Origin of the sequence: Blastococcus sp. KM273128, from assembly GCF_021698975.1 — a bacterium.
Lineage (GTDB): Bacteria > Actinomycetota > Actinomycetes > Mycobacteriales > Geodermatophilaceae > Blastococcus.
This window is the reverse complement of record NZ_SSXA01000034.1, coordinates 26613-37827: the sequence shown is the minus strand read 5'-3', so window position 1 is coordinate 37827 and position 11215 is coordinate 26613. Positions and strand designations below refer to the sequence as shown.

Below are 11215 nucleotides of genomic sequence, written 5' to 3'. Positions count from 1 at the left end.
GGGCGGCGGAGGTAGGTCCGCACGCGCGGGCTCGGCCGCCTGGCAAGGTGATCGCCGACAGGGCCGCGCCGCGCGGCCGACCGCGACCGGAAGGCGGGGCGCCGATGCCCGAGACCGTGACCCGGGAGGACGCCGACGGCGTCGCGACCCTCACCCTGCTGCGCCCGGGCCTGACCCACGCTTCCCGCGCCGACCTGCTGGCCGCGGTGCAGGACGTCGCGGCGGACGGGTCGGTCCGCGCGGTGCTGCTCACCGGCACCGGCCGCGCGTTCTGCGTCGGGCAGGACCTGGGCGAGCACCTCGCGGAGATGCAGGGCGGCGCGGAGGCCCCGCTGTCGGTGGTGGAGCGGGAGTACAACCCGCTGGTACTGGCGCTGGCCGGCCTGCGGGTGCCCGTCGTCGTGGGGATCAACGGGGCCTGCGCCGGGGCCGGCCTCGGCCTGGCGCTCGCCGGTGACCTGCGGGTCGCAGCGGCGGGCGCGAAGTTCACCACCGCTTTCACGGGCATCGGGCTCTCGAGCGACTCGGCGCTGGCGTCGCGGCTCGTGCACTGCGTGGGCGGCTCGCGCGCAGCCGAGCTCCTGCTGCTGCCCGAACCGTTCCTGGCCGAGACCGCCGCCGAGTGGGGGCTGGTGCACCGCGTGGTCGCGCCGGAGCAGGTGCTCCCGGAGGCGCAGGCGCTCGCGGCCCGGCTGGCCGCGGGGCCGACCGCCGCGTACCACGCGGTGAAGACGGTGCTCGCCACCGCGGCCACCGACTCCCTGGAGGAGACGCTGGCGCTGGAGGCGCGGCTGCAGAACGAGGTCGGTCGGTCCGCCGACCACCGCGAGGCCGTCGAGGCGTTCATCGCCAAGCGTCCACCGCGGTTCACCGGCAGCTGAGGCGGCCGGTCCGGGAAGCGGCCGGTCCACGAAGGAGGCCGACCCGGCCAGGACGTGCACCTGCCGCCGGGCGGGCGGATCCGGGCCGACGGCAGGGCGTCAGGGGGTCGCCGTTCCCGGCGACGGCGTCACCGCGTGATGGCGCTGCACACGGGGCAGACGTCGGAGGCCCGCGGCGGCCAGGGCTGCTCGGTGGTGACCCGGGCCAGGGAGCCGCAGACGGTCAGCTCGCAGGCGCTGTCCACCTCGGCCGGCGGCCGGTGCAGCTCCACGGCGTGCCACAGCGCAGCGGTCGGGCCGTGGGCGCGACTGCGGGCGGCGGCGAACGCGGTGGTCTGCAGCATCATGGGGACGACGTCGGCACGGCGGCCGCCGCAGGTGACGGCCCCCGGCCGGCGGCTCACCCCGAGGGGTGAGGCCCGCCTGCGGGGTGCAGGATCGGGGCATGGAGCTCACCAAGCACGGGCACGCCTGCGTGGTCGTCTCCGACGGCGAGCGCCGGCTGGTCATCGACCCCGGCGCCTTCACCGACCCGGTCGCGCTCGACGGCGCGACGGCGGTGCTGGTCACGCACGAGCACGCCGACCACTTCGTCCCCGACCGGCTGCGCGCGGCGCTCGAAGCCACCCCCTCGCTCGAGGTGTGGACCAACCGCTCCGTGGCGGCCGCCCTGGAAGGGGCCGGGAGCCGGGTGCACGTCGTCGGCGCCGGTGACGCGGTGACGATCGCCGGCTTCGAGGTGCAGGTGCACGGCGAGCTGCACGCCGAGATCCACCCCGAGCTGCCGCGGGTGGCCAACATCGGCTTCCTCGTCGAGGGCCAGGTGTTCCACCCCGGCGACGCCTTCACCGTGCCCGGCGCGCCGGTGCCGACCCTGCTCCTGCCGCTGCACGCGCCGTGGTCGCGCACCGCCGACGTCATCGACTACCTGCGCGAGGTGGACGCCGACCAGGCGTTCGCGGTGCACGACGGCCTGCTCAACGAGACCGGGCTCGGGGTCCTGAGCGGCCTGCTCGGCGAGCGCGGCCCGGGCACCCCGACGCCGTACGCGCGGCTGGCGCCGGGGGAGTCCGTCGAGCTCTGAGCCCGACGGACCCCCGCCCGGAGACCGTCAGCGACGGACGGCGCGGTCGTTCCGGCCGGTGAGGGTGGAAGCCGCCACCACCAGGACCGCCGCGAGCACGATGGAGATGATCCACCGCAGCCAGTCGATACCGGCGGTGTCCTCGACGCCCAGCAGGCCGCTCACCCAGTAGCCGAGGAGCACACCGCCGATGCCGCACAGCAGCGTGAGCCAGAGCGGCGTGTTGTCCCGAGTGCCGGGTGCGACGAACTTGCCCAGCAGACCGATGATGAGACCCGCGATGATCAACCCGATGATTTCCATGCCAACTCCTCGGTAACCGCCCGGCGCGCGCGGGCCCGGCGGGGTGCCGGGTGTGCCGCCGGGGCACGAGAGGCTGCGTACCCGCGCTGTTTGCAGTGATGCGTCAGTACCTCGATCGAGGTGGCGATCACGGTCGGGCCGGTGGTACGGCGCCTGCCCCTCCAGCCGCAGCTCAGCCTCGTGCGGCCGCCTGGTCCACGTGCGCGGGCACCTTGCCCAGCTCGGCGTCGACGGTGCGCTGCACCATCCGGCGCACGGCGTTGCGGGTCAGCCGGTGGACCAGCCGGCTGCCGCCGGTGGGCTCGTGCCCGACGGTGATCGTCACCCGCGTGCCGCCGTCGGCGGTGTCGGCGAGCTCGATCTCGGTCGTCCACGTCTCGGGCGTCAGCTGCAGGCGGGTGCCGACCCGCGACCGCGGCTCCCAGGTCACGATCTCGCCGCGGGGCGCACCCGGCCGGGGGTCGGCGCCCGCGAGCTCCCCCGGGGCGCAGACGAAGGTCGTCCCGACGCCGGGCGCGCCGGAGCCGTCCAGCACGTAGGAGACGTCGCAGACGGCGCAGTACGGCTCGAGCACCGCCAGCGCCCGCCACACGTCCGCCCGGCGCTGCGGCACCTCGCGGCTCCCCGTCGCCGTCGTCAGCACGTCAGCGACCCCCCACCGAGACCTCGAACTCCACCTGGCTGACGTCGGGGCGCAACCGGGAGAAGCTGTGCACCTGCGGCCGGCCCTCGCTGTCGCGCACCGTCGTCCGCACCACGAGCAGGGGCGAGCCCGCGACCACGCCCAGCGCGTCGGCCTCGTCCGGGGCGGCGGTGCCGACGTCGACCACGATGCGGGCGTGGGCGAGGTCCGCGGAGTACTCGCGGCGGAGGTAGTCGTAGAGCGACCCCTGGCTGAAGTCCGCGTCCACCGCCCCGGGGTAGGCCTCGGCCGGCAGGAAGCTGTGCGCGACGTGGTTCGGCGTGCCGTCGACGCTGCGCAGCCGCACGAGCTCGACCACGTCGGACGCCGGCTCCAGCTTGAGCTCGGTGGCCACCGCCGGCGGCACGGGCACGACCCTCTGGGTGAGCACCGTGGTGCCGACCTGGGCGCCCTGCTCGGTCATCACGGAGTTGAAGCCCGCGATGCGGTGCACGAAGCTCTCGCGGTACTCGTGCCGGATGGCCGGCCGGGTGACGTAGGTGCCCCGGCCCTGCTCGCGCACGAGGTGCCCGTCGGCCACCAGCCCGTCCACCGCCCGCCGCAGGGTGATGCGGCTGACCCCGTACTCGGCGCACAGGACCGGTTCGGGCGGCAGCAGGGTCAGCTCGGGCAGGGCGGCGACGCGGCGCCGCAGGTGCTCGCGGACCGAGAGGTACTTCGGTCCGGCCACGGGGTTCACCACGGGGTCAAAGGTACTGGCCGGAGAGACGTCTGGTCGTCATGTCGTATGAGACGTCACATCCAGCCTGTCCCGGAGCGGGTCCGGTAACGGCCGCATGACAGCTGGGGGCGGCGGCTGGCGACCACCGGACCGGCGACCGATGATCACCGGGTGACGGATGCACCGGACTGGCGAAGGCGCAGGTGGGAGGCCACCCACGAGCGCATCTTCGAGGCCGCCGTGGGGTTGTTCGAGACCCACGGCTTCGACCAGGTGAGCGTCAGCCGCCTCGCCGAGGCGGCGGGGGTCTCGGTGCCGACCTTCTACGCGCACTACCCGAGCAAGGAGCACGTCGTGATGCGCCTGGTGGCGCCGGAGCAGGTCGCCGCGCTCATCTCCGCGCAGCCGGCCGACCTGCCGCTCGCGGTGCGCATCCGCCGGGCGGCGATCGAGTCGCTGACCGGGATCGGCGCCGAGGTGCGCGACCAGCTGCACGCGCGCTGGCAGATCATCGCGGGGAGCGCGACGCTGCGGAACCGCGCCGGGGAGTTCGACCGGATCACCGCGACGATGGTCGCCCAGGCGTGCTCCGACGGGGACCGGCCGCGGCCGGAGGACCTGGTGGTGGCCAGCGCCTACCTCGCCGCCTACACGACGGGGCTGCTCACCTGGGCCGACGGCGACGGCGAGCACACCCTGGAGGAGTGCATCGAGGCCGCGTTCGACGCGCTGGCCCGGGCCTGACGCCGGTCAGCGCCCGGGGGCGCGCAGCTCCACGACCGTGATCTCCGGCCGGGCCCCGACGCGCATCGGCGGCCCCCAGTACCCGGCCCCCGAGGTGACGTACAGCTGGGTGTCGCCGTGCCGCGACCAACCCTCGACCGCGGGCTGGTCCAGCCGCACCGCGTAGTCGAAGGGCCAGAGCTGCCCGCCGTGGGTGTGCCCCGAGAGCTGCAGGTCCACCCCGGCCGCCGCGGCCTGCGCCACCTGCACCGGCTGGTGGGCCAGCAGGACCACCGGGGTGCTGTCGTCGCGCCCGTCCAGTGCCGCGTCCAGGTCCGCGCCGTGGCCCGGCAGCCCCGAGGAGGCCGCCGTCCGGTCGTCGATCCCGGCCAGGTCGAACGAGGCGCCGCCCCGGCGGATCGCCACCCGCTCGTTGCGCAGCACGTCCACGCCCAGCGTCGGCAGGTGCCGCATCCACGCCCGCGTGTCGACGAAGTACTCGTGGTTGCCGGTGACGAAGTAGACGCCCTGCTCGCTGACCAGGTCGGCCAGCGGGGCGACGTCCTCCCGCAGCTCGTCGACCCCGCCGTCGACCAGGTCGCCCACGATGGCGACGACGTCGGGGCGCTGCTCGTTGACCAGCTCCACCACCCGCTCGAACCGCCGGCCGCCGTAGGTGGCCGACAGGTGGCCGTCGGAGAAGGTGACGACCCGCAGCCCGTCCAGCGCCGGGTCCAGCCCGCGCAGGGTGATCGGGACCCGTCGCACGACCGGCGCCGAGTTGGCGAACCAGGCGCCCGTCCCGGCGGTGCCGAGCGCGACCGCGCCGGCCGTCACCGCCAGCCCCCGGGCCAGGAAGCGGCGCCGGTCGAGGGCCGGGGCCGGGCGGTCCTCGAGCAGCACGTCGGCGGTTCCCGGCTCGGGCGGAGCCGCTGCGTCGTCCCTGCGCGGACCCCTCCGGGGCCCACTCGGGACGACCTCGTCCACCTCCGTGCGGCGGATCCACGCGCTCCCCAGCAGGCGGACGGGCTCGAGGACGACCAGCGCGAGGACGGCGTAGAGGGCGATGCCCAGCCAGCTGTAGCCGACCCAGCTCAGCGGCGTGGCCGCCTCGAGCGGGAGGAAGCCGCGGGAGAGCAGCGCTGCCACCGGCAGCACGGCCAGCACCACGGTGAGCAGCGTCAGCCGGCGGCGCAGCCGACCCGGCGCGGTGGTGCTGCGGACCAGGCGGAACCACAGGTAGGCGTGCAGCAGAGCCACGGCCAGCAGGACGACGGTCCCGAAGCCCAGCAGACCGATGAGGGACAGGGGGACCTCCGGCTGGGGAAGGATCGGGGCGGGACCGGTGGGTGCGCGCCGTGCAGAGGATGGACGACCGGCGGTGGCGCGGCGTTCCCGGGTGTGATCAGCCGCTGCCCAGCCGGGAGGAGAGCGCGAGCGCCAGCTTCGACGCGCGCGGTGAGGGGCGGGCGCCGGCGGCGACCAGCACCTCCCCCACGGCGGCGAGGACCGTCTCCGGGCCGTCGACCAGCTCGATCTCCAGCTCCCGCCAGGTGCGCACCGCGGGCGCCGCCCCGGCGCCCGCGGGCACCGTCGCCGTCACCGTGTCGTCGGCGAGCTCCGCCAGCTCCCGGCCCGCGTCGTCGCGCAGCGCCGTCACCACCCGCCGGGTGCGCATCGACACGACCGGCGCCGGCACCTCCCCGACGAGGAGGTCGGCGACCACCTCGAGGAGCTCGGCCGGGGCGACGTCGGTGCCGGCGGCCAGCGGCACGTGCAGCTCGCGGCGGGCCGCCCCGGCGGGCAGCTTCAGGTGCCAGCCCTCGTCCGGCCCGCCGGTGCGACGACGCAGCGTCACCCGCGCGCGCACCAGCCGGAGGTCGGGGGTGTCGTGGTAGACCGCCGCCAGCTCGTGCACGACCGGCTCGGCCACGGCCGCGACGCCGGGGACCCCGTCGAGCGGAGGCACGGCGAACCCGCCGTCGACGTCGAACTTCCGCTCGATCTCGAGCTGCTCGGCGACCACGCGCCCGACGGTAGGGCACCGGGCGGTGCGGCGGCTCCCCGGCGCCCTGGTTAGCGTGGCCGGCATGGCCCCGACCTCCGCCCGCCGGTGGGCCGTCGCAGCGACCACGCCGTGGGTGGTGTGGGCGGCGCTGCGCCGCACCGGCGGCGAGCGGGGTTTCCCGCTGGTGCCCGCCCTGTCGTTCACGCCCTACGCCGCCGGCACCGCCCTGCTGCCGCTCGCGGTGGCCGTGCGGGCCCGGTCGCGGAGCGCCACCGTGCTGGCCGCAGGCGCCGGCGCGGTGCTCGCCGGCGCGGTCCGGTCGCACCGGGGCCGCCGGCCGGTCGGACCCCCGCCGGCCGGCCGGCGGCTGCGGATCGCCACGGTCAGCCTGCGGCGGGGGCTGGTCCCCGCCGGGCCGGTCGTCGAGCTGGTCCGGCGGCACCGGATCGACCTCCTGGCCGTCCAGGAGCTCACGCCCGTGGCCGAGCAGCGGCTGCTCGCCGCGGGGCTCGCGGAGCTGCTGCCGCACGCCCACGTCGTCCCGGCCCGCCCGGGCAGCGAGCCGGCGGCCTCGGGAGCGGTCTGGAGCCGCCTGCCCCTGGGCGCCCGGACCGTCGCGCCCGGCGGGTTCGAGCAGCCCGCGGTGCGGCTGCCGGGCACGCCCGAGCTGGAGGTGGTCTCGGTGCACACCCGCCCGCCGGCGACGTCCCCGGCCGCCGTCCGCGGGTGGACCGAGGACCTGGCCGCGCTCCCCGGCCCGGAGCCCGCGGTCCTGCGCGTGCTCGCGGGCGACTTCAACGCCACGCTGGACCACGCGGCGCTGCGCGCGGTCCTGCGCCGCGGGTACCTGGACGCCGCGCGCGCCGTCGGGCGCGGGAACCTGCGGACGTGGAGCCCGCTGCGCTCCCCGGTGCCGCGGCTGGGCCTGGACCACGTGCTCGTGGACCCGCGGCTGGCCGTCGCCGGCTGCGACGTCGTCCCCGTCGCCGGCAGCGACCACCGGTCGGTGGTGGTCGACCTGGTGGTGCCCGGCGGGTGAGCGCCCGGCGCCGATGTTCGGCGACGGCGCCCGCTGGGCAGCCCTGAGCGGGTGGCGCGCGGCCGAGCGCGCCCCACGGAGGGGAGCCGACCCATGTTGAGCCAGCACGAGGTCACCGCCGCGATCGGCAGCACCGCGTACGGCGACGGCGGGGACAAGCTGGGGACCGTCGAACACTTCTTCGTCGACGACCGGACGGGTGAGCCGACCTGGGTGGCGGTGACCACCGGGCTGTTCGGCACCCGGCAGTCGATCGTCCCGGCCCGCGAGGCGTCCTGGGAGGACGGCCGGTTGCGGGTACCGGTCACCGCCGAGGCGGTGACCAGCGCCCCCGCCATGGAGGGCACCCACCTCGACCCGGGCGACGAGGCCGAGCTGCGCCGCCACTACGGGCTCGGCGAGGCGGCGGGAGGCCGCCACCGGGAGCCCGACGGCACCGCATCACCGGCGTCCGGCACCGCGGCGCAGACCCCGGGCGCCATGACCCGCAGCGAGGAGCGGCTGCGGGTCGGCACCGAGCAGGTCGCCGCCCGGCGGGTCCGCCTCGTGAAGTACGTCGTCACCGAGGAGGTGCAGGTGACGGTGCCAGTGCGGCGCGAGGAGATCCGGCTGGATGAGGTGCCGCTCGAGGGCACCGGGACGGCGGGCGACGACACCGCACGGGACGCCGGCGTCGAGGAGTCGCTGGTGCCCGCGGGCACGGCCACGCCCGGGCTGCCGGACGAGATCGTGCTGCACGCCGAGCGGCCGGTGTTCTCCGTCGAGGTGGTGCCGGTCGAGCGGGTGCGGCTGCGGACCGAGGTGGTCGAGGGCCGGGAGACGGTGACCGAGCAGGTGCTGCGCGAGCAGATCACCGTCGACCGGGACGACGCCCCCCGGACCTGACCGGGCTCAGCCCCGCCGGTCGGCGAGGAACCGCAGCCGGTCGCGGGTGGCTGCCACCTCCGCGGCGTCGACGTCGGCGAGCACGATGGTCTCGGTGCCGGCGGCGGTGGCCAGCAGCTCGCCCATCGGGCTGACGATGCGGCTGTCCCCGGTGTGCTCGGTGCCGTCCCCCGCGGTGCCGACGCGGTTCACCCCGACCACGTAGGCCTGGTTCTCGATCGCCCGGGCCTGCAGGAGGGTCTGCCAGTGGTGCCGCCGCGCGGCCGGCCAGTTGGCCACCACCACGTACAGGTCGGTCTCCAGCGCGGCGTGCCAGAAGACGTCGGCGAAGCGCAGGTCGTAGCAGATGAACGGGGTGATCCGCAGACCCCCGATCGTCACCGTGACCGGTCCGTCGCCGGCGCGGAACCGCTCGTGCTCGCCGCCGTGGGTGAACGGGTGCAGTTTGCGGTACCGGTGCACCGTGCCGTCCGGTCCGGCCAGGACGAAGGAGTTGTAGGGCAGCTGCTCACCGGGCGCGATCTCCGGGCAGCTGCCACCCAGCCACACCCCGTGCTCCGCGGCCTGGGCGGCGAGGAAGGCGGCCGAGGGCCCGTCCTCGGGCTCGCCGATGCCCGGCGTCATGGAGAAGCCGGTCGAGAACGTCTCGGTGAGCAGGACCAGCTCGGCACCGGCCCCGGCGGCGCGCGCCACCTGGCGGGCCAGCCGCGCGAAGTTGGCCTCGCGGTCCTCCCAGACGATGTCGTGCTGCACCGCAGCCACCCTCATGCCAGCCTCCTCAGCCGCTCGACCGCCTCGGCGAGGACGGCGTCGCTCTTGCAGAACGCGAACCGGACCAGGTGCCGCCCCAGGGCGGCGTGCTCCGGCGTGTAGAAGACCACGGTCGGGACCGCGACCACGCCCACCCGCTCCGGCAGCGCCCGGCAGAAGGCCAACCCGTCGCCGTCGGGCTGCACGCCGCGGACGTCGACGGTGGCGAAGTAGGTCGCCTGCGGGCTGATCACCGGCAGGCCGGCGTCCCGGAGCCCGGTGACCAGGACGTCCCGCCGGTACTGCAGGTCGCGGGCGATGCCCGCGAACCAGTCCTCCGGCAGCCGCAGGCCGGCGGCCACGGCGGGCTGGAACGGCCCGGCGTTGACGTAGGTGAGGAACTGCTTGGCGGTGCGGACGGCGGCCACCAGCGGCGCCGGGCCGCACACCCAGCCGACCTTCCAGCCGGTCACGTTGAAGGTCTTGCCGGCGCTGGAGACGACGAGAGTCCGCTCCCGCATGCCCGGCAGCGTGGCCAGGGAGACGTGCCGGGCGCCGTCGAAGACCAGGTGCTCGTATACCTCGTCGGTGACCACGGTGAGGTCGTGGCCGGTGGCCAGGTCGGCGAGCACGGCCAGCTCGTCGCGCGTGAGCACCGTGCCGGTCGGGTTGTGCGGGGAGTTGACCAGCAGGATCCGGGTCCGCGGGGTGACGGCCGCGCGCAGCTCGGCCTCGTCGAAGGTCCAGGGCCCGGTCCCGTCCGCGGGCGGGTGCAGCGGCACCGGGCGCACCACGCCGCCGGCCATCGCGACCGAGGCGCTGTAGCTGTCGTAGATGGGCTCGAAGAGCACCACCTCGTCACCGGGCTCGAGCAGCGCGAGCATGGCGGCGGCCAGCGCCTCGGTGGCGCCGGCGGTGACCAGCACCTCGGTGTCGGCGTCGTACGCGGTGCCGGTGGACCGCTCCCGGTGATCGGCGACGGCGGCCCGCAGCTCGGGGATGCCGGGGCCGGGCGGGTACTGGTCGGCGCCGGTGCCGATGGCCGCGCGGGCGGTGTCGAGCACCTCCGGGGGGCCGGGGTAGTCGGGGAAGCCCTGCCCGAGGTTGACCGACCCGGTGGCGACGGCGAGCGCGCTCATCTCGGCGAAGATCGTCGTCCCGAAGCCGCGCAGCCGGGACGCCAGCGGTGCGGTCATGCTGCTCCCTCCCCGGGCGGTTCCACGTGGAACCGGCTACGCGATGCGGACGTCCTCGTGCCCCTCGATGGTGACGACGTCGCCGGACCGCAGCTGCCGGCCACGCCGGTCCTCGGGCTCGCCGTTGACCGTCACCGCGCCCGAGACCAGCACGTCCTTCACCTGGGCCCCGGTGGGGACGGCGTCGACGAGCTTGAGCAGCTGGCCCAGCCGGATGCTCTCCTCGCCCGGGCGGAGGTCGACGGTCTGCACGGGCTCAGTCTGCCGTCCGGCGCAGCTCGTCACCGACCCGGACCCGGCCCGGGGTGACGACGGCGGCGCGCACCGCCAGCAGACCCTCCCGCTCGCGGTGCACCGTCTTGAGCACCGAGGTGTCCCGGGCGATGCCGCCGGGCTGGGGCCGGGTGGTCATCACGCAGCGCGGGATGCCGGTGCCGAACCGCAGCCGCGCCCCGCCCAGCCCGGCCTCCGTGCCGCGCAGCGCGTCCTCACCCGCGCCGTCCAGGACGACGTTGGCCCGGAAGCGGCGGCGGTCCCAGGTGCCCAGCGTGCCGGTGGAGACCAGCGAGAGCCGGATCCGGGGGCTGTCGTGGAAGGGCCCCGGCGCGCCCTCCCACTGCAGCCACTCCGCGGGGTCGGGCTCGTCGTCGTCGACCGCGGACTCGTAGACGGGGACGTCGGCGTCGTCCTCCGGGGCAGCCCGCAGCTCCACGCGGCGGCCGAGCCAGCGCGACAGCGCCGCCTCGTCGGCGGTGACGGTGCCGTCGGGCAGCACGACCTCCACGGCGCCGTCCGGCCGCAGCCGCGCCGCGCCGAACAGCAGCTCGGGCACCCGGCGGGCGGTCAGCCCGAAGCCGGTCTCGCGGTCGAAGAGCGCCCAGCGCCGGTCACCCTCCAGCCCGAGCGGGCCCACCTCTGCCTCGGTGAGCCGCTCCCCCTGCAGCGACTTCACCGGGTAGCGCCACAGCTCGGCGACGCGCAC

At 76.1% G+C, this 11215-nt stretch carries 15 protein-coding genes; 5 read left to right on the top strand and 10 right to left on the bottom strand.

The features are described from left to right. The first annotated feature begins 104 nt into the window (after positions 1-104). Positions 105-881 (top strand): enoyl-CoA hydratase-related protein, encoded by a 777-nt coding sequence (locus tag E9529_RS11785; RefSeq protein WP_236831343.1) that lies wholly within the window; start codon positions 105-107, stop codon positions 879-881. Positions 882-1009: 128 nt separating this feature from the next. On the opposite strand, the gene E9529_RS11780 is transcribed toward E9529_RS11785, so the two are convergent. Beyond that, entirely contained in the window at positions 1010-1228 is a 219-nt protein-coding gene (locus tag E9529_RS11780) for a hypothetical protein (protein ID WP_236831342.1), read from the bottom strand. 98 nt (positions 1229-1326) lie between these two features. Between E9529_RS11780 and E9529_RS11775 the strand changes: the two genes are divergently transcribed. After that, positions 1327-1965: an MBL fold metallo-hydrolase gene (locus E9529_RS11775; RefSeq protein ID WP_236831341.1), complete on the top strand. Its 639-nt coding sequence runs from the start codon at positions 1327-1329 to the stop codon at positions 1963-1965. A 27-nt stretch (positions 1966-1992) separates the two neighbouring features. On the opposite strand, the gene E9529_RS11770 is transcribed toward E9529_RS11775, so the two are convergent. The 3 genes from E9529_RS11770 to E9529_RS22725 form a co-directional block, all read right to left on the bottom strand. Next, on the bottom strand, positions 1993-2268 hold the full coding sequence (locus tag E9529_RS11770) for a GlsB/YeaQ/YmgE family stress response membrane protein (protein WP_236831340.1): 276 nt from the start codon (positions 2266-2268) through the stop codon (positions 1993-1995). 172 nt (positions 2269-2440) lie between these two features. Continuing rightward, on the bottom strand, positions 2441-2911 hold the full coding sequence (locus E9529_RS11765) for an SRPBCC family protein (RefSeq protein ID WP_236831339.1): 471 nt from the start codon (positions 2909-2911) through the stop codon (positions 2441-2443). Position 2912: 1 nt separating this feature from the next. After that, positions 2913-3641: a GntR family transcriptional regulator gene (locus E9529_RS22725; RefSeq protein ID WP_236831338.1), complete on the bottom strand. Its 729-nt coding sequence runs from the start codon at positions 3639-3641 to the stop codon at positions 2913-2915. Between the two features lie 162 nt (positions 3642-3803). On the opposite strand from E9529_RS22725, the gene E9529_RS11755 reads away from it, so the two are divergent. Continuing rightward, positions 3804-4376: a TetR/AcrR family transcriptional regulator gene (locus E9529_RS11755; RefSeq protein ID WP_236831337.1), complete on the top strand. Its 573-nt coding sequence runs from the start codon at positions 3804-3806 to the stop codon at positions 4374-4376. A 6-nt stretch (positions 4377-4382) separates the two neighbouring features. On the opposite strand, the gene E9529_RS11750 is transcribed toward E9529_RS11755, so the two are convergent. Continuing rightward, on the bottom strand, positions 4383-5615 hold the full coding sequence (locus E9529_RS11750) for a metallophosphoesterase (protein ID WP_236831336.1): 1233 nt from the start codon (positions 5613-5615) through the stop codon (positions 4383-4385). Positions 5616-5760: 145 nt separating this feature from the next. Further along, complete coding sequence (locus tag E9529_RS11745) at positions 5761-6381, bottom strand: CYTH domain-containing protein (RefSeq protein ID WP_236831335.1); 621 nt, start codon at positions 6379-6381, stop codon at positions 5761-5763. Positions 6382-6445: 64 nt separating this feature from the next. On the opposite strand from E9529_RS11745, the gene E9529_RS11740 reads away from it, so the two are divergent. Together E9529_RS11740 and E9529_RS11735 are read left to right on the top strand one after the other, a co-directional pair. Next, positions 6446-7402 carry an endonuclease/exonuclease/phosphatase family protein gene (locus E9529_RS11740; RefSeq protein ID WP_236831334.1) on the top strand — a complete coding sequence of 319 codons (957 nt, stop codon included), beginning with the start codon at positions 6446-6448 and terminating at the stop codon, positions 7400-7402. Positions 7403-7495: 93 nt separating this feature from the next. Then, positions 7496-8287 (top strand): DUF2382 domain-containing protein, encoded by a 792-nt coding sequence (locus tag E9529_RS11735; protein ID WP_236831333.1) that lies wholly within the window; start codon positions 7496-7498, stop codon positions 8285-8287. 6 nt (positions 8288-8293) lie between these two features. Here E9529_RS11735 and E9529_RS11730 read toward each other — a convergent pair whose 3' ends face one another. The 4 genes from E9529_RS11730 to E9529_RS22720 are packed head-to-tail and all read right to left on the bottom strand — an operon-like array spanning position 8294 to position 11215. Beyond that, positions 8294-9055, bottom strand: coding sequence for a nitrilase-related carbon-nitrogen hydrolase (locus tag E9529_RS11730; protein ID WP_236831332.1), 762 nt, complete (start codon positions 9053-9055; stop codon positions 8294-8296). Then, on the bottom strand, positions 9052-10233 hold the full coding sequence (locus E9529_RS11725) for a pyridoxal phosphate-dependent aminotransferase (protein WP_236831331.1): 1182 nt from the start codon (positions 10231-10233) through the stop codon (positions 9052-9054). The genes E9529_RS11730 and E9529_RS11725 overlap by 4 nt, the downstream gene beginning before the upstream one ends. Positions 10234-10269: 36 nt before the next feature. Then, complete coding sequence (locus E9529_RS11720) at positions 10270-10485, bottom strand: RNA-binding S4 domain-containing protein (protein ID WP_236831330.1); 216 nt, start codon at positions 10483-10485, stop codon at positions 10270-10272. A gap of 4 nt (positions 10486-10489) precedes the next feature. Continuing rightward, positions 10490-11215, bottom strand: a complete 726-nt coding sequence (locus E9529_RS22720; RefSeq protein ID WP_236831329.1) for an MOSC domain-containing protein — start codon at positions 11213-11215, stop codon at positions 10490-10492.